This window comes from Dictyoglomus sp. DH, from assembly GCF_055181375.1.
In genome coordinates this window covers 1,011,776-1,037,604 of record NZ_CM143706.1, presented here as the reverse complement: position 1 = coordinate 1,037,604, position 25,829 = coordinate 1,011,776, and the positions used below count along the sequence as shown (strand labels likewise).

The following is a 25,829-nucleotide window of genomic DNA, read 5'->3' as shown; positions in this document are numbered from 1 at the left end:
AATCAACCTCCTAAGTAGGCCTTCTTAACGGCCTCATTATTAGCAATCTCCTCTGTCGGACCTGAAAGGACAATTTTCCCTGTTTCCATAACATATACCCTATGAGCAATGGAAAAAGCCATATTGGCATTTTGTTCTACAAGAAGGAGAGTTATTTTTTCTTCATTTATCTTTTTTAATACAGAAAAAATCTCTTGAACAAGTAAGGGAGCAAGTCCCATAGAAGGCTCATCAAGTAAAAGAAGTCTCGCATTAGACATCAAAGCTCTACCTATGGCAAGCATTTGTTGCTCTCCACCACTTAATGTTCCAGCCAATTGTTTTTGTCTTTCTCTAAGGCGAGGAAAAAGATTATACACAAATTCTAAATTTTTTTCTACTACCTTTTTATCTTTAACAAGATAAGCACCCATTTCTAAATTCTCTTTTACAGACATGTTAGGAAATACTCTTCTCCCCTCAGGAACATGTGCAATTCCAAGGGAAGCAATCTTATATGATGGTAATTTGGTAAGGTTTATTTCGTAAAAATAAATATCACCTTTTACTATTGGAGTTAATCTAAATATAGAACGAAGAGTAGTTGTTTTACCTGCGCCATTGGCTCCAATAAGAGCAACTACTTCTCCTTCTTTAACATCAAGATTAATACCTTGTAAGGCTTTTATACCACCATAATAAACATGTAGATCTTTAATGGATAACACCTTTTACCTCCTTACCCAAATATGCCTCAATAACTCTTGGGTTATTTTTAACTTCTTCAGGTTTTCCTTCTGCAATTTTCATACCAAAATCCAATACAATTATTCTCTCACATATATTCATAACTACTTCCATATGATGTTCAATAAGTAAGATGGTAAGATTGAATTTCTCTCTTATAGTAGATATCAAATTTACAAGCTCAAGAGACTCATTTAGATTCATACCAGCTGCAGGTTCATCTAAAAGTAAAAGGGAAGGCTCAGTGGCTATTGCTCTTGCTATTTCAAGTTTCCTCTGTTCTCCATAAGGAAGATTTTCTGCAATTTCATCTTTTCTTTTGTAGAGTCCAAAGAAATCTAAGTATTCTTCAGCCTTGTCCCTCTGAATACTTTCTTGTTGAATATACTTACGATTAGAAATTAAGGTATCAAACAAGGATGCATCATAAACTTTGTGCATAGCTATCATCACATTTTCTAAAACTGTTAGTTTTTTAAATAACCTTGGATTTTGAAATGTTCTTGCTATTCCAAGCTTTGTTATTTGATAAGGTTTCATACCTAATAAATTTTTTCCATTAAATATAATACTTCCCTTAATAGGTAGATAAAAACCAGTTATTAGATTAAAAACAGTTGTTTTTCCAGCTCCATTAGGACCAATTATTCCTAAAATTTCATTTTTTTCTACTTCAAAGGAAAGATCTGAAACTGCCATCAGTCCCCCAAAAGCACAAGATAGATTTTTCACTTCTAAGACAGCCATTAGCCTATCCCTTTCCTTTTCAAGAATTTATATAATCTGTAAAAAGAAATCTCTCTATTACCCATAAGTCCTGAAGGTCTTACAAGCATCATTATTATCAGAGTTAAAGAATAAATAATTAATCTTAAGTGTGCAAAACCCCTTAATGCCTCAGGAAGAACAGTTAAAACAAAGGCTCCAAAAATAGATCCCGTTATACTTCCAAGACCACCAAGTACAATCATGAGTAATATTTCCACAGATCTCATAAAAGTAAAACTACTAGGATGTAACATCATTAAGTAATGAGCAAAAAGTCCTCCTGCGATTCCAGCAAAAAAGGCACCTATAGAAAAGGCAAGTACTTTATAATAAGTAGTATTTATTCCCATACTTTCAGAAGCAGTTTCATCTTCTCTTATAGATATTATTGCCCTACCATGAGAAGAATTTATGATCCTATATATAACCAAGACAGCTATAAAAGCCCAAAAAGCAACCCAAGTTATATCTGTTAGCTTTGGTATACCAGGAAAACCTCTCGGTCCTCCTACCACATCTAAATTTAAAATTGCAACTCTTATGATCTCACCAAAACCTAAAGTAGCTATGGCAAGATAATCCCCTTTAAGTCTTAAAGTAGGAATACCTATTATTAGTCCCAAAAGAGCAGCAAACAACCCTCCAATAATGAGAAAAGCTAAAAATATAACACCTTGAGCCAAATCTCTTGGAAGAAAACTTAACATATTTAATAGTTTCTCTCCCTGATAGATACTTAGGGCTGCACTAAAGTATCCTCCCGCTGCCATAAACCCTGCATGTCCAATTGAGAATTGTCCTGTAAAACCATTTATCAAATTTAAACTCACTGCAAGAATAGAGTTTATCCCAAAAAATACTAAAATTTGATATATATAAGGATCCAAATTCTTACTTAATACAGAAAGAAATAATATTAATATTAATGTTGATAAGGTCAAAAGATTTCTTCTCATCACACCTTTTCCCTCATATATTTTCCTAAAAGTCCTGAAGGTCTAACTAAAAGAATTACTATAAGGATTATAAAAGCAACAGCATCTCTAACAGTAGATGATATAAAAGCAGAAACTAAAACTTCTGCAATTCCCAAAATAAACCCACCAAGCATAGCTCCTGGAATTATTCCAATACCTCCTAAAACAGCTGCCACAAATGCTTTTAAACCTGGCATAACTCCCATATAAGGTTCTATTTTATTAAAATATAATCCTACAAGTACTCCACCTGCAGCTGCTAAAGCAGACCCAAGAGCAAAAGTAAAGGAGATCACACTATCAATATTTATTCCAAGAATCAACGCCATTTCTTTATCTTGAGAAACAGCCCTCATAGCTTTACCTATCTTTGTTCTCATAACAATAAATTGTAGAAGTATCATAAGAAGAATAGATATTAATAAAATTATAATTTGACGATTAGTTAAAATAAGTCCACCTAAATTGTATATATCTACAGGAATACTTTGGGGAAAAGATCTAGGTGACGCACCTACTATAAGCACCATTAAATTCTCTAAAAGAAATGAAACGCCTATAGCTGTTATCAATAATGATATCCTTGGAGCTGTTCTTAAGGGTCTATAAGCAAATCTTTCTATAAGCATACCTATGACACTTGCACCAATCATTGCTACAACAAGCCCTAAAGCAAAAGGTAAATTCCAAGAACCTAAAGCAAAATAACCTATAAAAGCTCCTACCATAAATATATCTCCATGAGCAAAATTAATAAGTCTTAATATACCATATACCATGGTATAACCTAAAGCAATCAAGGCGTATATACTACCTAAGGATATTCCATTTATTATTTGTTGTAATATATCAACCATCTATCCACACTCCATTTTAAAGATAAAACCTTTATATTATACAAGAAGGGAGGTAGATAAATCTACCTCCCACATGAAAACCTATTATGGTTTCACTGTAGTTCTATAAACTTGTTTTCCATCTTTAATCTCAATTATAACTGCACTTTTTACTGGATTTCTATTTGCATCAAAAGTTATGACTCCTGTCACTCCTTTGAATCCTTTTGTAGCTGCAAGAGCATCTCTTATCTTTGAAGAATCTGTACTACCAGCTCTCTTAATAGCATCTACTAATAGTTTGGCTGCATCATAAGCAAGAGCAGCTAAAGCATCTGGTGTTGTTCCGTACTTCTTTTGATAATTCTTTACAAAGGTTTGTACTATAGGCTCTTTCGAATCAGGACTATAGTGGTTGCTGAAGAAACATCCTTCAGCTGCTTTTCCTGCTGTTTGAAGAAGTACAGGAGAATCCCAACCATCTCCACCACCAAATGGAACAGTTATTCCAAGCTCTCTTGCTTGAAGAAGGATAGGTCCTACATCAGCATAATATCCTGGTACATATACAAAATCTGGTTTTGCTGATTTGATTTTAGTTAATTGAGCTCTAAAATCAGAGTCTCCCTCAGAATATGACTCTTCAGCCACTATCTTACCACCAAGAGCGGTAAATTTCTGTTTAAAGAATTGAGCAAGTCCTTTACTATAGTCACTTGTCACAGCGGTAAGTATGGCTGCAGTCTTTAATTTTAAATTTTTATAAACAAAATTTGCCATTACTTCTCCTTGGAAATCATCTATAAAGCATGCTCTAAAGATATAATCTCCTACTTGTGTTACTTTTGGATTTGTTGCAGTTGGTGTAAGAAGTACTATTTTAGATTGTTGGGCAATAGGAGCTACTACTAAAGTAACAGAGCTTGTTACCTCTGCTATAAGAGCCACAACCTTATCTCTCTCAATAAGCTTTTTAGCAGCGTTTGCTGCCTCTTCTGGTTTATACTGGTCATCTTCAATCAGAAGTTCAATCTTACTTCCTAACACTCCTCCTCTTAAATTAACCTCTTCAATAGCCATTTTTGCTCCATTTGCACAGGATGTACCAAAAGTAGCTAATGGACCAGTAATTGGGAATATAGCTCCTATTCTTATTGTTCCTGCTGCTTGTAAGGGTAGTACCAAAAGGAAAATTAAAACCATAGAGATTAGGAAAAGTTTTGCAAAACGCTTCATCCCTTCACCTCCCTAAAGTATATTTATAAAAAAACAGGGATATTCCCTAAAGAACATCCCTGTTCTAAGTATTGAAAAGTATAACTAAATTTTTAGCTTAATGTCAACTATGAATGTTTTTAAACTAAGGATAAATTCTATATATCATTCTCGGGAATGGAATTGCTTCTCTTACATGTTTTAAACCGCATATCCATGCTACTGTTCTTTCTATACCAAGTCCAAAACCTGAATGAGGCACACTTCCATATCTCCTTAAATCTATGTACCATTCAAAGGCTTCTCTTGGTAAATTGTTTTCTTTTATCTTTTCTTCTAACAATTTTAGATCATGTACTCTCTGACTTCCACCAATAATTTCTCCATATCCTTCAGGAGCTAAAAGGTCATTATTTAAAACTTCATCGGGATTCTCTGGATCCGGTTGCATATAAAATGGTTTTATCTTAGCAGGATAATGATGAATAAATACTGGTTTATCAAATTGATTTGAAATTATTGTCTCCTCATCACCACCAAAGTCATCTCCATATTCCACATTTAAACCATTATTTTTAAGAATTTCTATAGCCTCTCTATAAGTAATTCTTGGAAAAGGTGGTTCTACATTTTCAAGAGGTTTTGTGTCTCTCTCTAATATTTCAAGCTCTCTTTTTCTTTTTTCCAAAACTCTCTGAACTATATAACTAACCAAGTCTTCTTGTAATTTCATATTATCTTGCCAATCCCAATACGCCATCTCTGGTTCAACCATCCAGAATTCTGTAAGATGACGTCTTGTCTTTGATTTTTCTGCTCTAAATGCTGGACCAAAACAATAAACTTTACCAAGTGCCATGCATGCAGCTTCCATGTAAAGTTGTCCACTTTGTGAAAGATAGGCTTTTCCAAGATCAAAATAATCAAGAGAAAATAATGTGGTTGTTCCTTCACAAGCGGAGGGTGTCAATATAGGAGCATCAACTAAAACAAACCCCTTGCTATCAAGAAAATCTCTTATAGCTTTAACTACTTCACTTCTTATTCTTAAAATAGCATTTTGTCTCCTTGATCTAATCCACAAATGTCTTCTTTCAAGAAGAAAATCTATAGAATGATCTTTCTTCTGTATTGGATATTCTTCAGAATAGGAAACCACATTTACCCCTTTCAACATTAATTCATAACCACCAGGAGCTCTTGGTTCCTTTTTCAAATCTCCAATCACAATTATGGATGACTCAATTGGAATTTTCTCAAAAGAATCAAGCTCTTCTTGACTAAAATTGTCCAAAGTTGCTACACCTTGTATATAACCTGTACCATCTCTAATAATAAGAAAAACAACCTTACCACTTGATCTTTTATTAAATAACCACCCTCTTATTTCAATTTCTCCCTCTTGTATCTTAGGAATATCTTCAATGTAAACCCAGGAAGCTGTCATAGCTTCATCCTCCTAATTTTTTTTAATTAAATCAAAAGCTCTTTTCTCAGCCTCATATATAATCTTCTCTTCATCAAGAGTTTTCAATTCTCTCTTCTCCATTAAAATTCTACCATCAACAATAACAGTATCTACATCAAAAGCCCCAGCAGAATATACAAGATGAGATAAGAAATTATGACGAGGATAAAAATGTGGTTTATTAATATCTACAAGGATTAAATCTGCCTTATATCCTTCCTTTATTACCCCAGAATCATGCCAGCCTAAAATCTCCATACCACTTTTTGTAGCCATAGTTATTGCATCCTTAGCTGGGATTGCTACTGGGTCTCTTTCATATCCTTTATGTAATATTGCAACAAGCCTTATTTCCTCCCACATATCCAGATTATTATTACTAGCTGGGCCATCAGTACCAAGACCTACCTTAACTTTTTTCTCCAACATTCTTTTCACAGGAGCAATTCCAGAAGCAAGTTTAAGATTACTCTGTGGGTTATGAGCAACACCTACACCTTTTTCAGAGAGAATCTCTATCTCTTCATCATCTACAAAAACACAATGAGCAGCAAGAACTGGCACATTAAAAAGACCTATTCTATTCATCAAACGGACAGGAGTTAAACCATATATATTTTTAATATTCTCTACTTCTAATACTGTCTCCGAAAGATGAGTATGAATACCAACATTTAACTCAACAGCTTTATTTATTACTTTTTCCAAAAAAGAAGGTGGACAGGTATAAGGAGCATGAGGTGCAAGCATTACTTTTATCCTTCCATTCTCTTTATTATGCCAATTTCTTGCAAATTCTACTCCTCTATTTAGAATCTCATCCTCATCCCCAGCAATACCTATCATTCCGACTGAAAGAGAGGCTTTTATTCCACTCTCAGAAACTGCTTTTGCAACTTCATCCATAAAAAAATACATATCTGCAAAAGCAATGGTACCAGACTTTATCATCTCACAAAGTCCTAACAAACTTCCCCAATATACATCATCAGCTTGAAGTTTAGCCTCTTGTGGCCATATTTTTTCCTCTAACCACTCTTTCAAAGGTAAATCATCTGCATAACCCCTAAAAAGCGTCATAGCAAGATGAGTATGTGTATTTACAAGTCCTGGCATAGCAATTTTATTTTTCCCATCAATCTTATAATCAATATTTTCAAAATCTTTTTTATCAGAAATTTCCATAATCTTATCTTCTTCTATTAATATATTCTGATTTGATATTACTCTATCTTCTTGAAGAATATCCACATTCTCTATAAGAATTCTCATTTGGATATTTCCTCCTTTATTTTTAAAATTTTCTCTTTAAAGGGAGGATAAATAACACCCTTATCAGTTATTATCCCTGTAATAAGTTCGGCAGGTGTTATATCAAAGGCAGGATTTAGAGCCTTTATCTCATCCAAGGTAATTTTCTTACCCATACACATAAGGACTTCTTCAGAATCTCTTTCTTCTATAGGAATATCAGATCCATTTTCAATGCTAAGGTCAAAGGATGAAAAAGGTGCAGCTATGTAAAAGGGAATATTATGATAATTGGCAAGAATAGCTATCATGTATGTACCAATTTTATTTGCTGTATCTCCTCTTAAAGTAATTCTATCAGCTCCTACGATTACAATATTTACAAGACCCTTAGACATGACATAACCCACCATATTATCAGTAATTAAAGTAGAAGGAATTTTCTCTTTATAAAGTTCCCATCCAGTAAGTCTTGCTCCCTGTAAAAGGGGACGAGTCTCAGTAAAATATACATGCTCTAACTTTCCCCATTTCCAAGCCTCTTTAATAACTCCAAGAGCAGTCCCAGGACCTATGGTAGCTAAGCCTCCAGTATTACAATGTGTCAGTATTCTTGCCTTTTCAGGTAATATTTCAGCACCATAATTAGATATAGCTTCGGATTTCTCTCTTTCCTCTTTCTCTATTCTTTTAGCCTCTTCAAGAAGAAGGATCTTAATATCAGAAGGTGATAAATTCTTATTATTATTTAAAACATTTGCCATTCTATTTATAGCAAAAAACAAATTTACAGCAGTTGGACGAGAGATGGCAAATTCACTCATTACCTCATTTAAATAATCCACAATATTGGAACCTGTGTACTTGATTGCAGCAAGAGCAATTCCATAAGCAGTAGCAACCCCAATAGCAGGTGCTCCTCTTATTCTCATTTTCTTAATAGCATCAATCACTTGTTGATATTTAAAACACAAAATATAATCTTCTTTAAATGGGAGTTTAGATTGGTCAAGAATATATAGGACATTATTTTTCCACTCTATAATATTCATAATATCCCCTTCTCCTTATACTCCTTTAATGCATCTTTACATATACATTTTCTTTCCTTAGGAATCTTAGGTATCGCTCTTGCAAATAATTTTCTTACTTTCTCTATATTCTCAGACATAACATCCAAAACCTCCTGATGAGTCAAAGGAGAGGGAGATATACCTGCAGCATAATTAGTTACTAAGGAGACCGAAGCATAACACATCTCAAGCTCCCTCGCTAATATAACCTCAGGAACATTGGTCATCCCAACTACATCACCAAAATAAGAAAACATCTTTATCTCTGCTGGGGTTTCAAAACGAGGTCCCTCTGTGCAAATATAGGTACCATAATAATGGATTCTCAATCCTAATTCTTTTGCTGTTTCAAATAAAATCTCTCTCAATTCTGGACAATATGGTTGTGTAAAATCTATATGAAAGACTTTCCCATCATCTCCATTAAAAAATGTATAATCTCTTTTCTTTGTAAAATCAATAAATTGATCAAGTATTACAAGATCCCCTGGCATAAGATCCATCTTCAGACTCCCCACAGCAGTAGTTGAAAGAATCCTTTCTACCCCAAGACTTTTTAGAGCCCACATGTTAGCCTTGTAATTTATCCTATGAGGTGGAACTGAATGACCTGCTCCATGTCTTGCTAAAAAAGCTACTTCCTCTCCTTGATATATACCCTTTAATATCTTGGTATCCCCATAAGGGGTAGAAATTATAATCTCTTGAGGATTTTCCAAAAAGGCAGGATCATATACACCTGTACCCCCAATGATCGCTATTCTCATTTAGTAACCTCCCTTTTTTATCTGAAAAAAATACCCTTTATATAATCTATAAGATCATTGACAAGATCTATAAATGAAGTCCCTCTTGTACCTCTATCAAGAGCACTATAAAAATAGCTTGCTACATCAAAAGTTGCTTCATCTATTTGCCTTTGGGTAATTTTTGAAACATCCGAGAAACCTTTTCCTCTTAAATAAGCTCTTTCAATATCACTATAATATTTAGACGCAATTTTTGCTCTTTCTATAATATAACTCATAGGGTAAGAGATATATTTTAAAGACTTTGGTCTTTTAGGTTCAATTACTTCTGCATCTTTCTCATATTTACTGTGAAAGAGATTCTCTGTTTTGCTTGTTGCTGTATGAAGAGGTTGATTCAAATCAGCAATATAATGAGATAAAACTCCCAGTTGAAAAGCTATAAGTCGCCAAGGTTTTTTATCTTGAATTAATCTAATAATTTCTAAATATTTTTCTCTTATCTTTTCAGGACCTTTTCCTTTACTTCCATATACATGATAAATTTGGCTATCAAAATCCCTATAAATTCTATCTGGGGCTGTACTTCCATCTATTATTTCATCAAAATATGGTGATAGTTTCTTTTGATACTCCTTTGGCAAAGCATAAAATGCTTCCTTTGCTATCTTTTGATGAGTTTTACCTCCCCACCCCAAAATGGGGGTACTAAGAAGTAATATGATAAGAAAATATACAAATAATTTCTTATAACAGAATCTTCTCATAACGGTAAATATTTTATCACAAAAATTAAGCATTATTTAATATCTCATCCAAAAACTCTTTAAATTCTTTTAAAAATCTATCTTTTGAAAATCTATACGCATTTTTAACTATATTTTCAGTTTTGAAATTATCTCTTTCATTTATAAACCTAAAAATAGCTTTCTTTAAAGACTCCACATTCTGCTCATAGAAAAAGATACCAGTTTCCCCCTCTATCACAGTCTCTAAAGCTCCTCCTTTTCCATAAGCAATTACAGGAGTTCCACTTGCTTGAGACTCGACAGGAACAATACCAAAATCTTCTTCTGCTGGGAAAATTAAGGCTTGAGCTTTGGATAAATAATCCCTAACAATATGATCTTCTTGCCAACCTAAAATTCTAATATTTTCTTTAGCAATTTTTTTTATTTTTGACATTTCCTCTCCATCCCCAATAACAACAAGAGGTAACTTTATCTCATTAAATACTTCCACCACTAAATCTACCTTCTTATAGGGAACTAAACGTGACAGAACCAAAAAATAATCATCCTTATCTTTAGAAGGAGTAAATTTATCAATATCTACGGGAGGATATATAACTTTGGACTCTCTTTTATATATTTTCCTTATTCTCTTTGCCACATTTTTTGAATTTGCAATATAATAATCCACTCTATTTGAACTTAAAACATCCCACATCCTTAAATAATGGAAAATTACTTTAACAAACAAACCCTTTATACCAGTATCTACCTTATGATCTCTCAAATATGGAAAATAAAGATCCCAGATATATCTCATAGGAGTATGGCAATAACAAACATGTGTCTGATGCGATTTAGTTATTACTCCTTTTGCCACACAATGGCTACTGGAAATCACTAACTCATATTTGCCAAGATCCAATTGCTCTATAGCTAAAGGCATTAGTGGAAGATAAAAAGAGTACTTTTTCTCGCCAAATGGCATATATTTTATAAAAGAAGCATAAACCTTATTTTTTATATTCAGTTTTTTCAAGGTTTCCTCAGAATACACTAAGGTAAAAATATCTGCATTAGGGAAAATCTCTAAGATGGCTTTTAATACTTTTTCAGCCCCTCCTATATTAACTATCCAATCATGAACTATTGCTACTTTCATGTTTAAACCTTTTATACTTCTACAGGAAATAATATGGCTCTTACAGGTGACCCTTCTCCTCCTTCAATCTTTAAAGGAAGAGAAACAATAAAATATAGACCTTCCCCCACATTTAACAGGTCTAAACCTTCTATTATTCCTATTTCTTCCCTCAAAAGAGTCCTATGTACTTCTCTCCCTTCATCTCCTCTTGGTCCAATTGATAGATAATCGATTCCTACAGTCTTTATTCTTTTGCTTGCTAAATATTTAGCTGATTCAATAGATAATCCTACATAATTATCATGAAATTTATTTTCTCTCAACAAATATGAATTCTTAGTTTTAAAAAGGATTATATCTCCTTCTGCAATAGGCAAAGGAACGATGTCATCTAACGTTATTTTCTCTTCATTTTTTATTAAAAAAACTTTAGCTATACCAAAAAATTTATTTATATCAATCCTCTCAAGAGTCTTCCCATCCTCAAGAAAATGATAAGGTGTATCAATATGAGTACCTGTATGAGAACCCATAACTATCTTTGATAAATTTGCATTTCTTCCTTCCAATATTTTTGATACCCATTCCCTTTGAAATTTAGGATCATTAGGCCAAAAAAGCATATTTTCATTTATAAGTAAACTAACATCTATTGGTTTATCCCAAATAATTTTCATTATTAACTCCTCCTTTTTTAAGTATTATAACATTAATCTATAAGAAAGATATTCTCTGTCCCCATTGTAGAAAGACATAAAGGATTAAAGTAAAAGTAAATTAAGGTAAGCAATTTCCACAAGGCGAATATCCATTCTCTATAGCTCCTTTTCGAGTTTTAAAAAAAATTTGATTTTGAGGAGAAGGAAGAGTCCAACACCAAGGATAATGAAATTTCTTTGTTCCTTTATTACTTACATAGAACTTGGGAGGATAGTAAAAGACTGTATATGCTTTTTCTTCATAAGCATAAAAAATTATGTGGGCATTTTTAAAATTATCATTCTTAAAAGCATTTCTGAAATAAGTTATATCTGATGTAAAGGTGTAATGCTTATCATTATAAGGACTAATAGGATATTCGAAAAATTTAGATAAAAGATCTTGTAATTCGTTGAGATTTGGATATCTTCCATATTTTGTAGCAAAAATCTCAATTTCTTTAGTTATCAATTGCATATTATTATGCTGGGTAGCTCTCTTCGCTTCTTCTATGGTATTAAAATATAGAGGTAATGCTAAAGAAACTAAAATAAATAAGATACTTATAACAATCAAAATTTCTAAAGAAGAAAAACCCCTCCTCACTTTCGTCATGCCATTAATATCTAAAAAAGTATTTAAAATTTATATATTTAAAATAAATTATAACTCAAATTTAGTAAATTTTCAAAAATTAAAAGCAATTTACCTTTAGAAGGAGAAAAAATCATATTTTTTCATATTCTATTTGAGCACAACATCTTGCAGTATGTCTATACAACATTTGTACTTACCCTAAATAAACATATCTAAAATCACTTGACCTAAATAAATTATGTGTAGTATCTTTAACATAGTTAAAATAAATTAAAAGAGAAAGGAAATTCATATATGGATTGGCTTAATGTATTTAAAGCAAAAGGAGCTTTTTTAGAAGGCCATTTTTTATTATCCTCAGGTCTCCATAGTCCAAATTATCTCCAATGTGCCCTCATACTCCAATATCCTGATTTATCAGAAAAGATCGCAAAAGAAATAGCAGAAAAAATACCTGAGTACTTAAAGATTGATGTAGTAGTTGGTCCTGCTCTTGGTGGAATTATAATTGCCTATGAGCTTGCAAGGGCGTTAAACGTAAGAGGAATATTTGCAGAAAGAGAAGAAGGTAAAATGACACTAAGAAGAGGCTTCAGTATCAAACCAGGAGAAAAAGTCTTAATCTGTGAAGATGTAGTTACTACAGGTGGTTCTGCGTTAGAGGTAGCAAATTTAATTAAAGAAAATGGAGGAGAGGTAGTTTCTTTTGCCTGTATTGTAGACAGAAGTGGAGGAAAGAATATTTTTGACAAACCTATTTATTCTTTAATTCAATTAAAACTTGATACCTATAAACCTGAAGAATGCCCCCTCTGTAAGGCAGGAATTCCCTTATTAAAACCAGGAAGCAGAGGACTAAAATAAAAAGGGGATAATAGATTACTTCTATCCCCTTATATTCTCAATATCAATTATATTCCTTATAATAGTGTTTCCTTGAACTACTCCTATAAAAATCACAATGTTGTAACTAATTCTCCAGCACCTCCTGTTACAAGATTCTTATATAATATCTTCATATCTTCCAGAAATATTTTTTGTTGATTGGTGGAAAGTTTTATATTTTTCCCATTGAAACGCGCAAGTTTTATTCAATAGAAGTATTACTTGCCCAAATAGTTTTTTTACAAACTTTTACTTTTTAAAGGTAGGAGGTAAAATTACTTAAGGATTAGATATTGTTCTCAAACTTGTTGAATTTTTCAACTCAAGTATACTTTTAGTTTATATTGCACATAATCCAGATTTTGTTGAAACAAAGGATGAATTAAAATGGAATTTTAAATGATGACTGTCAATACTATGAAAAACCTCAATGAAAAGTAGAAAGTTATATGGAGCAAGATACATACTCGTTAAAGTAGCAAAAAATATAGTTAGACATGCCCACTACTCTGTAAATGAAGAAGATATAAGATAATTATCTTTACCTATTATTGATAAAAAACCTAATAATTAAAACATTCTGCCGTTTGAAAAAATTATAGTAATTTTTTTAATGGACTTTTTTAAAAATCTAACTTCCTGCTTCCAATAGTCTACTTACAACAAAATCTTTCGGCAAAGATATTAAGAAGTAACCAGCTCTTGGCCCTGATGTTTGATTGAGAAAAGAAAGATATATAAGCTGAAAAGCTCTTTTTCCTTCTATTCCATGTTCTTGAGCTAAGTTATATATAAAGTTTTGTAGTTCATCACCTTGCCAATCTTTTTCCTTTATTTTATTAGCCAAAATTCTTAAAAATTCCTTTTCCTTAGGAAGAAAGGTTTTAACTATTTCAGGTGTCTTTTCCTGTAATTTAAATTTCACCTGAGATGGTGCAAATTTTTCAAGCCAATTTTTTACATATTCAATCCTTTTTAATATTTCATCAAATTTACTAAGCTCACTTTCATAACCGCTTCTTATAAGCATCTCTTTTAGATGTTCATTATTTCCCAAGGATATTTGAGTTAATGTAATTATATGCCTGAGTGGTACTTGTGGCCCTATCTCTTTTGGAACCTCTCTTACCTGCGAAAGTTCATAAAGTCTCGCAATTTCAGCCCACTCTTCTTCAGTACCTTCAAATCGGTAATAAATTCTCTCCAATTTTTCATAATCCTCCGCTAAAAGAATATATCCATTTACTGGATCAAAATCTATATGCTTATCTGGTTTATATCTCAATATGAGATATCTTACCCATGATGGTGGAAGGATTTCTAATATTTCATTAATAGAAATAGCTATCCCTTTCGAGCTTGACATAGCTCCTTTCCCTTTCAGATATATCCATTCATATACAAAGGGATAAGGAGGCTCATATCCAAATATCTCTTTCGTAATTACCTTTCCTGTATCATAAGAACCACCTGTAGTAGCATGATCTTTCCCAAAAGGTTCTACTGTAACTCCAAAAATTTTCCATCTACCCGGCCAATCAAGTCGCCAAGGAAGTTTTGCTTCTCCTTTACTATAATCTGATACTCCTTGATGACCACATTTACATTGATATTCTACTTGATGTTTTTTAGTATTATAGGAAATTATTTTTGTAGTAGTTAACCTTCCACATTTTTCACATTTTGGAAGAAGAGGAACAAAATCTTTCTCTAAATTTCTCCCTGCTATTTCATTAAGAATATCTGTTATTTTTTGATTATTTTCCAAAGTTAAGTCAATAATCTCAGTATACAAGCCCTTTTTATAACTTTCGTGAGCTTTTATTACTCTTGGTTCAATACCTAATACTTTTATTGCTTCTAAAAATGGTTCTAAAAAGTGTTCTGCATAATTCTCATGACATCCTTTAGGATCAGGAATTTCAGATATGGGCTTCCCTACATGCTCAGCATAAGATTCTGGTAAGAAAGGATATACTTTTCTTAAAGGGTCAAAGGTATCTGCTATATAAATAAAATCTACTTCCGAACCTTGATCCCTTAAAGCTCTTGAAAGGGCATCACCAGTTAAAATCTCCCTCAGGTTCCCAAGATGGATGGGACCTGAGGGAGTAATACCGGTTGCTACCACATTTTTATTACCTTTTAATTTAATTATTTCAGATGCTGCTATATCTGCCCAATGCGAAACTTTTTTTACCATACAGAATACTTCCCTTCTGCTAATTCATTGCAGAATTTTTCGATATTAGAAAGCTCATTATCAATAATATTTTCTACTGATTTTGATATATCATAAATTGATACACCATTTTCTAAAATAAGTTGAGCGGTAGCAATTTTTGGTTGATCAATTGGCTTTCCAATTTGACTGCAAAGCCATACATATACCTCTTTTATACCAGGGACATTCTGATAAATTTCATTTGCTATTTTATGAGTCAAAATATTGTATATTTTTCCTACATGGCTTACAGGGTTTTTACCTGCAGCTGCCTCCGTTCCCATTGGGCGATTTAGCGCAATAACACCATTTACTCTATTTCCTCTTCCCACTTGTCCTGAGTCAGCATCCTCAGCAGAAGTTCCAAGAACGCTTATATACATTCCATCCATACCTCTTTCAGAATCATCCAATGTGTTAATATCTATTGTTATCTGATCAAAATTTTGAGCTCTCTCTTGTACAAACTTTTCAACTATTCCTCTAATTACTTCCTTTTTCTCAAAATAATCTAGCACACTATTAACATATCTATCGATAAAAGGCATAGCTATAGTAACTTGCAAATTTCTTTTTTGACGAAATGCCATTATTTTTATATCTTCTCCTACTTCGGGATGAATTTTCTTAAATTCTGGAGAGTTAAGATATCTTTCAAGTTCTAAAACTATTTTTTCAGTGGATGTTAAAGGTGCATATCCTACAGCAGCTGAGGTATCATTAGCTGGAAGAAGACCTTTCCTTCTTCTGAAAATATCGGTAAGCTCTGGAGAGCCAGGATAAAGCTCTACTTGATATTTTACATGTTTATCAGGATCAACAAATCTCAAGTTTTTTCTAAACCATTCTTTGGCGGTTTCAATTGCTATCTCTTCTACAGGAATTCTAATACCATCAACCTCAAAAGTCGCTCTGTCTCCTATTACTAAAAGCATTGGTTTTTTCACTTCTCCACCAATTCCAAGCTTTCTTTCAACCTCTCCAGCTACTAATAAACTTTTATCAATATTATGGTGTAATATATTTCCTACCCTTCTTATATACTCCTGGGAAAGATTTACAGATATCTGGTCCATGATTGCATCACATATAGAGTCAGGATGTCCTACACCTTTTCTTTCAACAAGTTCTACTCCATGTTCTTCTACTGGTAATGAATTTAATTTTTCAACTACAATGTTTCTCATCTTTCCTATCCTCCTTCTTACTTTTTTGTTGAAAATAAGCAAAAAAATAATATCACAAGTTAATTAATATTACAACAAAAAGTTTATATTAAATAAAAGTAATACATTTTTCTTAAAATTGCAATAAAAAGAGGGGAACATTTTAGTTCCCCTCAATATTATTTTAATATAAACGTATGTTTAAAAAATTACTTCTTATTAGAGTAATATCTCTCTACAAAATTATGTAATTTTCTATAATATTCCTTCATTATAGGATATAATTCTCTGTAAAGACCATATAATTCTTCATATAGTTTTGCTCTTTCTTGATCTGGTTCTTCTCTACTTACTACTTTTACTACTTTATCACATGCATCCTCTACACTCTTGTAAACTCCAACACCAACTCCTGCAAGTAGAGCAGCACCATAGGCAGCACCTTCTGTTACATTTATAGTAGTGATAGGAGTATTAAATACATCAGCTAAAATTTGTCTCCAAAGAGGACTTCTTGCACCTCCAGCTATAGCTCTTATTTCTCTCATATTTATTCCAAGAGATTTCATAAGTTCCAAAGAATCTCTTAATCCAAAAGCCACTCCTTCTAACACTGATCTTACAAAATAAGGCTTATTATGCCTCAAACTAATTCCCGCAAAAACTCCTTTTGCCATAGGATCGGCATGAGGAGTTCTCTCACCAGTAAGATATGGTAAAAAGATTAATCCTTCTGATCCGGCTGGAACATTCCCAGCTTCCATGGTCAAAAACTCATAAGGATCTTTTCCTGTCCATTTAGAAAGCTCTGTTTCTATCTCCCCAAAAGAGTCTCTAAACCATCTAAAGGATCCACCAGCTGATAACATAACTCCCATAGTATGCCACTTTTCGGGGACTGCATGACAAAAAGTATGAAGTCTTCCCTCAGGATCTCCTTCTGGAGTATCCAAATGAGCAAAAATTACTCCTGAAGTTCCTAAACTTACAAATAAGACCCCACTTTTTACAATCCCACTACCTACTGCTTGCGCTGCATTGTCACCTCCACCACCTACGACAGGAATCCCTGCAGGTAGACCAAGTTCTTCAGCAACTTTTGGAAGTAAGGTTCCTGTAATCTCAGGAGATTCATATACTTTTGGCATCCAATCCTCTGGAATATCAAGAAGATTTAACATCTCTTTAGACCAAGTTCTCTTTTTTACATCAAATAACAAAGTACCAGAAGCATCAGAAACTTCTGATGCGTACTCTCCTGTTAATCTGAATCTTACATAATCCTTTGGTAATAATACTTTAGCAACCTTAGAATAATTCTCTGGCTCGTTCTCTCTAAGCCAAAGGATTTTGGGAGCTGTAAATCCTGTAAGAGCAAGATTTAAAGTAAGTTCAAGAAGTTTTTTAACCCCTCCTACCCTTTCTACAATCTCGTCGCATTGCTTAGCTGTCCTTTGGTCATTCCAAAGAATAGCTCTTCTAATTACATTACCTTTTGAGTCAAGAAAAACAGAACCATGCATTTGCCCAGATAATCCTATACCTTTTATCTCTTTTGGTGATACGCCAGTTTTATTTATTAAACTAATAATTGCATCCTTTGTTGCCTTCCACCAATCCTCTGGCTCTTGTTCAGACCAAGAAGGAAAAGGAGTAAATAGAGGATACTCAAAAGTTGAACTTCCTAATACTTCTCCTTCTTCATCAATAAGCAATGCTTTAGTACCAGAAGTACCCACATCAATACCTAAAAGCACTTTTTCCACCTCACCTTTCCCATGGAGTTTTATCTTTGATTATAAAAACGTTTTTCTTTTTAGTCAATAAAAAAATAAAAATACCATAAAAAATTTATAATATTTCCTTATAAAAATCTTCTTTTAAGAGATGTTTCTTTTTCTCACTATAGGGAGGAGTAAAACTCCTCCCTATTATTCTTTTCTGATAGCTTTAAATGGACATACTTGGAAACATATTCCACACTTAGTACATTTACTTTGATCAATAACATATGTTCCATCTTCGTCTTTATAGATCGCCCCTACAGGACAATTTCTAAAACATATAGAACATTTCCTACACTCTTCCCTTATTACCTCATAATGAATCAAAGCAGTACAAACTTTTGCAGGACATTTCTTATCCCTAATATGGGCAAGGTATTCATCCCTGAAGTATTTTAATGTTGTTAAAACAGGATTAGGAGCTCCTTTTCCAAGACCACAAAGTGATGTATTTCTCACAGTATAAGCCAATTGTTCAAGCTCTACTAAATCCTCTTCCGTCCCTTCACCTTTTGTTATTTTATCTAAAATTTCCAACATCCTCTTAGTACCTACTCTGCATGGTACACATTTTCCACAAGATTCGTCTTGTGTAAAGGACAAGAAAAATTTAGCAACATCCACCATACAGTTATCTTCATCCATAACGATAAGTCCACCAGATCCCATAATAGCTCCAAGAGCAGTTATCGATTCATAATCTATAGGTGTATCTAAGTATTCTGCTGGTATACAACCCCCAGCTGGACCTCCTATCTGGACAGCTTTAAACTTCTTTCCATTAGGTATTCCACCTCCAATATTGTAAACTACCTCTCTCAAAGTTATACCCATAGGTACTTCTATAAGTCCTGTCATATTTATTTTCCCAGCTAAAGCAAAAACTTTAGTCCCTTTACTCTTCTCTGTTCCATAACTTGCAAACCAATCAGCACCATTAATAATTATTGGTGGAATATTAGCCCATGTTTCTACATTATTTATCACAGTAGGTTTTCCCCATAATCCAGAATTTACTGGAAAAGGCGGACGGGGTCTTGGCATACCTCTTTTACCTTCTATAGATGCAATTAATGCTGTCTCCTCTCCACAAACAAAAGCTCCTGCTCCAATTCTAATCTCAATATCAAAGGAAAAATCAGTACCCAATATATTGTCTCCTAAAAGGCCATAATTTCTTGCTTGTTCTAAAGCTGCAGTAAGTCTTTTAATAGCTAAAGGATATTCAGCTCTTATATAGACAAATCCTTTCCTAGCTCCAATAGCATAACCTCCAATTAACATACCCTCAATAACAGAGTGAGGATCACCTTCCATAATACTTCTATCCATAAAAGCTCCAGGGTCTCCTTCATCTGCATTACAAACTACATACTTTTCTGTTCCAGGAGCTTTTCTACCAAGCTCCCATTTTAATCCAGTAGGAAAACCCGCTCCTCCCCTTCCACGAAGACCAGATTTTTTAACTTCAGAAATTACATCTTCTGGAGACATTTGAGTAAGAACTTTTGCAATAGCAGAATAACCATCTCTAGCAATATATTCCTCAATATTTAGAGGATCAATAAATCCTACATTTCTTAAAGCAATTCTTACTTGATTTTTAAAAAAGGGAAGATCGTTAATAGTTGGTATAACTTGTTTTTGCTCTGGTTCCTTTACAAGAAGTCTCTCTACAATCCTACCCTTAATAAGGTGTTCATATACTATCTCTTTTGCATCCTGTGGCTTTAATTTAACATAAAAAGTCCCCTCTGGATATATAGCCATAACTGGCCCTAAATCACAAGTACCAAAACATCCAGTTTCAATAATTTTTACCTCATCGTAAATACCTGCTTCCTTTAATTCCCTTTCAAGGGCTGATTTAAAACTTTCTTCACCCGCAGAAATGCATGCTGCACCTGCACACAAAAGAATATGTGCTCTCTCTGGCATTTTTAAACCTCCTTATATTGTTTTATTCTTTATTCGGTAGAAAGAACATCCTCAGATACAACCTGACCATTAACCACATGCTGAGCAATTATCTTTCTTGCCTTTTCAGGAGTTACATGTTTGTAAAGAACCTTATGTCCTCCTAACTTTTGAACAGATATTAATGGCTCATACTCACAAAGTCCAATACATCCTGCCTGAGTTACAACCACATTTTTTAAACCTCTTTTTTCTATCTCATCCAAAATAGCCAATAATGTTTCCCTTGCGCCAGCTGCTATTCCACACGTTCCCATATGCACTACTATCTTATCCTTACCTTCAGGACTTCTCATCTCAAGTTCTGCTTGAGTCTTTTCTTTAATCTTTTTGAGATCCTCTAAAGTTAATTTTTTCATTTTACCAACCTCCCAAATTTTCATTTAAAAATTCTTTTAAAAAGGAAATTACTTCTGGAGAATTAATAGGTATTTTAATAGACTTCTTTATTTCCTTTGTAGAAATATTAATCTCATCACCATTTTTTACTATCTTAATCTCAAAATCTATATCTGGATTTGTAACTATCAAGCTCCATATAGTCCCAGAAAGATTTCCCATAGGAGGTAAATCTATACATAAAAAAGGAACTTCTGCATAAATCTCTGTGCCTTTTCCTATCTCAGAGTTAATCTTTACCTCTCCCCCACAATTTTTAATCAACTCATAAAATAGAGGAATACCAAGACCGACTTTCCTTGTAGTTCTACTTGTAAAAAATGGATTTTTAATCTCTTCTAATATCTCTTTTGGCATACCTTTTCCATCATCTTTTATAATTATATACAAAATTCCCCTTTGAAGATCTTTTCTAATCTCCAAGTAAATATTTTTTGCATTAGCTTCTATAGAATTTTGTACAAGATCCAAAATATGTAGAGATAATTCTTTCATTGATGTTCTTTTCTAAAGTTTTCAATTAATTTTCTCAACTTATCAGGAGTAAGTTTTCCATAAACATCATCATCTATCATGAGAGCTGGTGCCATACTACAAGCTCCAATACACCTTACAAGATCCAAAGAAAAGAACCCGTCCTCTGTTACTTTACCTTCTTTAAGTCCCATCTGCTCAAGGGTTCTGAGTAAGTCCTCAGCTCCTTTAACATAACAAGCCGTTCCCATACAGAGTCTTATTACATGCTTGCCTTGAGGCTCAAGTCGGAAGAAGGAATAAAATGTTACTACACCGTAAATCTCACTTAATGGCACTTTTAATCTTTCAGAAATCAGTTCTAAAGCCTCACGAGGTAGATATCCAAACTTTTCCTGTACTGCATGAAGGATCATAATCAAAGATCCCCTTGAGTCTGCAAAACGATCTAGAATCTTTTCTACCTCTTTCTGAGCATATTCGGAAAACTTTAATTCTACTGCCATTTCTATACCTCCATTTCCTGTATTTTTATATTTTTTTCTTTCAAGCTTTTAAAGACTGCTTTTTTAGAAAATTCTTCTAAATATATAAAAGTTTTTGGTTCTTTTATATCCTCTAAATAGTGAGCATCAGAAGAAATTAAAAACTTCTTATCTTTCAGCTCTGGGTGCTCGCTAATAAATTTAGAATAGTTTATCTTGTTAGACAATTCGATAAAATCAAAAAATAAATCCTTCGGAATAAAACCCAAATTAGATATTATACTAAAGGAAGGCCTATCCACATGGGCTAATATTATTATCCCGCCATATTCTTTTATTTTTTTAACTGTGTCTGTAACCCTAAGTGATATAGAGGTATTTAATAACCTTTCCTCTATTCTTTCTACCTCATCATTCTCATTAACCACTACTTGTACTCCAAAAATTTCTTCTCTATTTTTAGTATCTGGTAAAAAGTTAAAAATATCTTTTTGAAATTTTAAAGCTGTATCATAATCTTCAAATAAAGCCAATATATGCACTTCTTCACTGGTTTGAATTTCCATACCTGGTATTACTAAAACACCCATTCTATCTCCCCAAAAAGAGATAGCAGGATAATTTTCTACCATATGATGATCGGTTATCGCTATAACTCCTATATTCATTTTCTTTACTCTCTCTATAATGTTTTTAGGACTCATACTCCAATCTCCACAAGGAGAAAGAACCGAATGTATATGCAAATCTATCCCTACCCATGCCAAATAAAAAATTCCTCCTTACTACGAATCATTAATAGAGGTAGGCACAATACCTTTATTATATAGAATTCCACTAACCTCAAAAACTATTTTATCAGTACTTATAAGAATAATTCCTTTTTCTTTAGAAAGTTCAACAACTTCCTTAGGAACTACTTTTCCTCTGCAGACAATTATCATTGGTATATCAAGAATCTCAGCAGTGCGAACAATTTGTGAATTTGTGATCCCCGTAATAAGTACCACATCTTTTTCATTAGAAGTTACCATAGCTAACACATCACTCATAAGATCTGCAGCAAAAGCCTTTTTAATATCTACCTCATCTAACAAATTTTCTCCTGCCAATACCTTCCCATTAATCAACTCTACAATCTCTCTTGCCTTCATTGAAGCTTATCTACTCCTTTTATTCCTAAACTATAAAGTTTACCTACCACATTAAAGGCATTATCTTTAGTAATTAATAAAGCAATTTTTTCTTCTTTTGCCTTTTTAATAGTCTCTTCATCAGGATTTTGACCTGAAACAAAAATTATACTTTTAATTCCAGTAAGTACTGCAACTGCTATAGTATTTACATGAGTCTGAATAGTAACCCATACGGAATCTTCAGGAGCATGAGCCATAACAAAAGAAAGCAGATCACTTACAATTCCGCCCCTAATTTCGTAATCCTCATCCATATAAATAACATTTAACTCCAAATTTCTAACAATTTCACTCAGTTTCATCTTTTTCTTCCCTCCGTTTTAAGATAACCGAAGAGGACCTTCTGGATAATTCTTCCATCTCTTTTGCCATTTCCCATAACTTTTCCTTGAGAAGAAATATACAATCATAAATTTGAGCATTTCCTCTCACTATATCTTCTGCTAAAGCAGCACAGGTAGGAGATCCACATGAGCCACAATCAAGTCCAGGAAGCATTTCTAATATTTTTCTCATATCCTCCATCTTTCTTAAAGCCCTATTTATATCTTCATCTAATTTCCAAACAGGTCTTGGTAAAATAGGAGAAGTTCTTAATACTTCTGATAGATTTATATCCTCACAAAGAGATTTCTTTATAAAATCTTTATCAAGTTTTTTGTGTAAGGCTAAAATTCTTTTCTTGGCAAGATAATAATTCTCAGGATTTAATACTCCTCCAACACAACCCTCATCACAGGCTCTAAGCTCCAAAAACTTTACATCCTGAAGTTTATTTCTTTCTAAATCTTCTAGAGCTCTAGCTACCTTTTCTATACCTCCCACACTTATCACTTCTTCTTCGTTGAATACTATTCCCTCTCCCCCAAGAGCTCCTGATAAAATTCCCCTTGCATAAAACCCACCATCTATTGCTTCTACCTCCCTATTGTCCTCTTTAAGATCCTTTTTTATTTTTAAATAAATATTATCAATGCCTATAACAAATTCAAAGCCTTCTTCTTTATTTTGTTTTAAATATGTGGCAAAAGCAGGACAAGGAGTAATATAAGCAAGATGAAGTATTCCTCTTTCTTTCTTCTTCCATAACTTTTTTACTATACTCCCTGTTATCTCAACAGGAGTTTTAAAAGGTGATAAGTTAGAAATCAAAGTAGGAAAACGTACTTGTATTAACTCTACAACAGCAGGACAGTAAGTGGATATAAGTGGAAGATTGCGAGAACTATTAATATAGTCCATAAGAGCTTCTTGTAAAAGAAATAAACCACAGGTAGTATCCCAAACTTCTACAGCATTAGTTACCTTTTTAATTGCTCTTTGAATTTCAAAAGGAGAATAATTAGTTGGAAATTGGGAATATATCTCGGGAGATATTACTACAACCAAATTATCTAAATTAGATATACTATCATAGGTGTGAGTAAATCCAAAAGGTGCATGATATGGGCAAACTCTAATGCATTCCCCACAATCAATACATCTATATGGAAGAATGAGGGATTTTCCATTACGAACCCTCATAGCTTCAGTAGGGCAATACCTTATACAATGAATACACCCCTTACACCTTTGTAAATTAATAGCCACAGAATGGATATATTTCTCGCTCATCATCTATCCCTCTTTAAATATATTTTTGAGTACACCTTTGTACCCTTTCCCACTTCAGACTCAATCTTTAATTCATCTGATGAATTTTTAATATTTGGAAGTCCCATACCTGCTCCAAACCCCATTTCCCTAATATTATCTGGTGCTGTTGAATAACCAGGTTGCATAGCAAGCTCTATATCCGGAATTCCTGGACCTTCATCCTCAGCAATAATTTCAATATATTCTGGTGTAACTTTTACTCTTAAAACTCCCCTATAGGCGTGAATAACTATGTTCATCTCAGCCTCATAAGTGACTACTGCAACTCTTCTAAGTATATCTACACTTATTCCAAGTTGTTGTAAAGCCTTTTTTATATTACTGGATGCCATACCAGCAAGAGCAAAATCTCCCCCTAACACAGGAAACTCCAAAGTTAATATATTTTCCTCTTTGGGCTCTTGAGTAATAGTTCCTTCAATATCTTCCACATCTACCAAATTCAAAACTACATCCTTAGTACTTAATATTCCTAAAACCTTTTTTTCATTATCTATCACAGGAAATCTTCCATACCTAAATTGTCGGAACCTAATCAAAGCTTCATATAAAGTATTATCTGGAGACAAACATTTTGGATCTTTTACCATATACTTTCCACACGGTGAGTTTAAATCACCATTAACAAGTGCCACAATTACATTCTCTACAGTAACTAAACCTACAAGCCTATCTATATCATCTACAATAGGAATTGCATCAATTCTTTTGATTCTCATAATTTCTTGAATTGAACGCATATCTTGGTAAGGTTTTAACCTTACTATATCTGTATTCATCATATCTTTTACTTTTATTTTTTCTAAATATTCCTTAGGTATCTTCAAATATCAAAATCAACCTTCTTTCCTTGAAACCCAGCTACATATAATTTTCCACATGCCTCATACATAGGGTATTTTGTTGTAAGAAGAGGAATACCATATTTCTTTGCTACTTCTATTACATCTTGATAGGGTATTTTACCTCTAACAAACACAACTCCAGCCAAATCTAAAATCTCAGCAGTTCTTATAACCTGCAACGTAACAAGACCTGTAAGGAGAAGGGAATTTGCCTCTAAGAGACAAAGAGCATCACTCATTAAATCTGTTGCACCTACATATAAAATCTCATTTTCGAGTTTCTCTTCTAAACATAGGACTTCAGCTTTTAATATTTCTTTTACCTTCCTAAGATTCATTTCTCTCTCCTCAAAATATTTTCAGGTTTAATTTAAACACATTTTTAATATCATTGTCAACAAAGATAAAATATGATATAATTTTAAATTTTTTTTAATTATACCTACAGGGGTAAACTAATTTGTTAAAATTTTCTCAATTGATTTAGGTTTCTAAAGATAATAT

General features: G+C 33.1%; 27 protein-coding genes. 1 reads left to right on the top strand and 26 read right to left on the bottom strand.

Features of this window, described 5'->3' with window-relative positions; all coding sequences use genetic code 11:
- Window positions 1–2: 2 nt before the first annotated feature.
- From ACY3JJ_RS04950 to ACY3JJ_RS04890, 13 genes are all read right to left on the bottom strand, one after another.
- Window positions 3–707 carry an ABC transporter ATP-binding protein gene (locus ACY3JJ_RS04950; protein ID WP_463091076.1) on the bottom strand — a complete coding sequence of 235 codons (705 nt, stop codon included), beginning with the start codon at window positions 705–707 and terminating at the stop codon, window positions 3–5.
- On the bottom strand, window positions 694–1,473 hold the full coding sequence (locus ACY3JJ_RS04945; protein WP_463091075.1) for an ABC transporter ATP-binding protein: 780 nt from the start codon (window positions 1,471–1,473) through the stop codon (window positions 694–696). The genes ACY3JJ_RS04950 and ACY3JJ_RS04945 overlap by 14 nt, the downstream gene beginning before the upstream one ends.
- The gene (locus ACY3JJ_RS04940; RefSeq protein ID WP_463091074.1) at window positions 1,473–2,450 is read right to left on the bottom strand and encodes a branched-chain amino acid ABC transporter permease; all 978 of its coding nucleotides are present in this window, start codon (window positions 2,448–2,450) and stop codon (window positions 1,473–1,475) included. Before ACY3JJ_RS04940 ends, ACY3JJ_RS04945 begins: the two co-directional genes overlap by 1 nt.
- The gene (locus tag ACY3JJ_RS04935; protein ID WP_463091073.1) at window positions 2,450–3,328 is read right to left on the bottom strand and encodes a branched-chain amino acid ABC transporter permease; all 879 of its coding nucleotides are present in this window, start codon (window positions 3,326–3,328) and stop codon (window positions 2,450–2,452) included. The genes ACY3JJ_RS04940 and ACY3JJ_RS04935 overlap by 1 nt, the downstream gene beginning before the upstream one ends.
- A gap of 84 nt (window positions 3,329–3,412) precedes the next feature.
- Window positions 3,413–4,543 carry an ABC transporter substrate-binding protein gene (locus tag ACY3JJ_RS04930; RefSeq protein WP_463091072.1) on the bottom strand — a complete coding sequence of 377 codons (1,131 nt, stop codon included), beginning with the start codon at window positions 4,541–4,543 and terminating at the stop codon, window positions 3,413–3,415.
- A gap of 124 nt (window positions 4,544–4,667) precedes the next feature.
- Entirely contained in the window at window positions 4,668–5,969 is a 1,302-nt protein-coding gene (asnS, locus tag ACY3JJ_RS04925; RefSeq protein ID WP_463091071.1) for an asparagine--tRNA ligase, read from the bottom strand.
- A 12-nt stretch (window positions 5,970–5,981) separates the two neighbouring features.
- A complete protein-coding gene (locus tag ACY3JJ_RS04920) occupies window positions 5,982–7,262 on the bottom strand; it encodes an amidohydrolase (protein WP_463091070.1) in 1,281 nt (426 codons plus the stop codon).
- On the bottom strand, window positions 7,259–8,293 hold the full coding sequence (gene mtnA / locus ACY3JJ_RS04915; RefSeq protein WP_463091069.1) for an S-methyl-5-thioribose-1-phosphate isomerase: 1,035 nt from the start codon (window positions 8,291–8,293) through the stop codon (window positions 7,259–7,261). Before mtnA ends, ACY3JJ_RS04920 begins: the two co-directional genes overlap by 4 nt.
- Window positions 8,290–9,081, bottom strand: coding sequence for an S-methyl-5'-thioadenosine phosphorylase (mtnP, locus tag ACY3JJ_RS04910; RefSeq protein ID WP_463091068.1), 792 nt, complete (start codon window positions 9,079–9,081; stop codon window positions 8,290–8,292). The genes mtnA and mtnP overlap by 4 nt, the downstream gene beginning before the upstream one ends.
- A 17-nt stretch (window positions 9,082–9,098) precedes the next feature.
- Window positions 9,099–9,830, bottom strand: a complete 732-nt coding sequence (locus ACY3JJ_RS04905) for a zinc dependent phospholipase C family protein (RefSeq protein ID WP_463091067.1) — start codon at window positions 9,828–9,830, stop codon at window positions 9,099–9,101.
- A gap of 25 nt (window positions 9,831–9,855) precedes the next feature.
- Window positions 9,856–10,956, bottom strand: a complete 1,101-nt coding sequence (locus ACY3JJ_RS04900) for a glycosyltransferase family 4 protein (RefSeq protein WP_463091066.1) — start codon at window positions 10,954–10,956, stop codon at window positions 9,856–9,858.
- Between the two features lie 11 nt (window positions 10,957–10,967).
- Window positions 10,968–11,615: a cyclase family protein gene (locus ACY3JJ_RS04895; protein WP_463091065.1), complete on the bottom strand. Its 648-nt coding sequence runs from the start codon at window positions 11,613–11,615 to the stop codon at window positions 10,968–10,970.
- A gap of 100 nt (window positions 11,616–11,715) precedes the next feature.
- Window positions 11,716–12,252 carry a type II secretion system protein gene (locus ACY3JJ_RS04890; RefSeq protein WP_463091064.1) on the bottom strand — a complete coding sequence of 179 codons (537 nt, stop codon included), beginning with the start codon at window positions 12,250–12,252 and terminating at the stop codon, window positions 11,716–11,718.
- A gap of 276 nt (window positions 12,253–12,528) precedes the next feature.
- Between ACY3JJ_RS04890 and pyrE the strand changes: the two genes are divergently transcribed.
- Complete coding sequence (pyrE, locus tag ACY3JJ_RS04885; RefSeq protein WP_463091063.1) at window positions 12,529–13,098, top strand: orotate phosphoribosyltransferase; 570 nt, start codon at window positions 12,529–12,531, stop codon at window positions 13,096–13,098.
- Window positions 13,099–13,750: 652 nt separating this feature from the next.
- Here pyrE and lysS read toward each other — a convergent pair.
- The 13 genes from lysS to ACY3JJ_RS04820 all read right to left on the bottom strand — a co-directional run bounded on the left by lysS (window position 13,751) and on the right by ACY3JJ_RS04820 (window position 25,663).
- On the bottom strand, window positions 13,751–15,322 hold the full coding sequence (gene lysS, locus ACY3JJ_RS04880) for a lysine--tRNA ligase (RefSeq protein ID WP_463091062.1): 1,572 nt from the start codon (window positions 15,320–15,322) through the stop codon (window positions 13,751–13,753).
- Window positions 15,316–16,530, bottom strand: a complete 1,215-nt coding sequence (locus tag ACY3JJ_RS04875; RefSeq protein ID WP_463091061.1) for a methionine adenosyltransferase — start codon at window positions 16,528–16,530, stop codon at window positions 15,316–15,318. Before ACY3JJ_RS04875 ends, lysS begins: the two co-directional genes overlap by 7 nt.
- Window positions 16,531–16,718: 188 nt before the next feature.
- On the bottom strand, window positions 16,719–18,275 hold the full coding sequence (xylB, locus tag ACY3JJ_RS04870; protein ID WP_463091060.1) for a xylulokinase: 1,557 nt from the start codon (window positions 18,273–18,275) through the stop codon (window positions 16,719–16,721).
- Window positions 18,276–18,440: 165 nt separating this feature from the next.
- Window positions 18,441–20,231 (bottom strand): NADH-quinone oxidoreductase subunit NuoF, encoded by a 1,791-nt coding sequence (gene nuoF / locus ACY3JJ_RS04865; RefSeq protein WP_463091059.1) that lies wholly within the window; start codon window positions 20,229–20,231, stop codon window positions 18,441–18,443.
- Between the two features lie 29 nt (window positions 20,232–20,260).
- Window positions 20,261–20,629, bottom strand: a complete 369-nt coding sequence (locus ACY3JJ_RS04860; RefSeq protein ID WP_463082303.1) for a (2Fe-2S) ferredoxin domain-containing protein — start codon at window positions 20,627–20,629, stop codon at window positions 20,261–20,263.
- Window position 20,630: 1 nt separating this feature from the next.
- Window positions 20,631–21,164 (bottom strand): ATP-binding protein, encoded by a 534-nt coding sequence (locus tag ACY3JJ_RS04855; RefSeq protein ID WP_463091058.1) that lies wholly within the window; start codon window positions 21,162–21,164, stop codon window positions 20,631–20,633.
- Complete coding sequence (gene nuoE, locus ACY3JJ_RS04850; protein ID WP_463091057.1) at window positions 21,161–21,649, bottom strand: NADH-quinone oxidoreductase subunit NuoE; 489 nt, start codon at window positions 21,647–21,649, stop codon at window positions 21,161–21,163. Before nuoE ends, ACY3JJ_RS04855 begins: the two co-directional genes overlap by 4 nt.
- 2 nt (window positions 21,650–21,651) lie before the next feature.
- Window positions 21,652–22,395, bottom strand: a complete 744-nt coding sequence (locus ACY3JJ_RS04845) for a PHP domain-containing protein (protein WP_463091056.1) — start codon at window positions 22,393–22,395, stop codon at window positions 21,652–21,654.
- A gap of 18 nt (window positions 22,396–22,413) precedes the next feature.
- Complete coding sequence (locus tag ACY3JJ_RS04840; RefSeq protein WP_463082307.1) at window positions 22,414–22,782, bottom strand: DRTGG domain-containing protein; 369 nt, start codon at window positions 22,780–22,782, stop codon at window positions 22,414–22,416.
- Entirely contained in the window at window positions 22,779–23,126 is a 348-nt protein-coding gene (locus tag ACY3JJ_RS04835) for a serine kinase (protein ID WP_463091055.1), read from the bottom strand. Before ACY3JJ_RS04835 ends, ACY3JJ_RS04840 begins: the two co-directional genes overlap by 4 nt.
- Window positions 23,113–24,438 (bottom strand): [Fe-Fe] hydrogenase large subunit C-terminal domain-containing protein, encoded by a 1,326-nt coding sequence (locus ACY3JJ_RS04830; protein ID WP_463091054.1) that lies wholly within the window; start codon window positions 24,436–24,438, stop codon window positions 23,113–23,115. The genes ACY3JJ_RS04835 and ACY3JJ_RS04830 overlap by 14 nt, the downstream gene beginning before the upstream one ends.
- Complete coding sequence (locus ACY3JJ_RS04825; protein ID WP_463091053.1) at window positions 24,438–25,307, bottom strand: CBS domain-containing protein; 870 nt, start codon at window positions 25,305–25,307, stop codon at window positions 24,438–24,440. Before ACY3JJ_RS04825 ends, ACY3JJ_RS04830 begins: the two co-directional genes overlap by 1 nt.
- Window positions 25,304–25,663, bottom strand: coding sequence for a DRTGG domain-containing protein (locus ACY3JJ_RS04820; protein WP_463091052.1), 360 nt, complete (start codon window positions 25,661–25,663; stop codon window positions 25,304–25,306). Before ACY3JJ_RS04820 ends, ACY3JJ_RS04825 begins: the two co-directional genes overlap by 4 nt.
- Window positions 25,664–25,829: the final 166 nt, after the last annotated feature.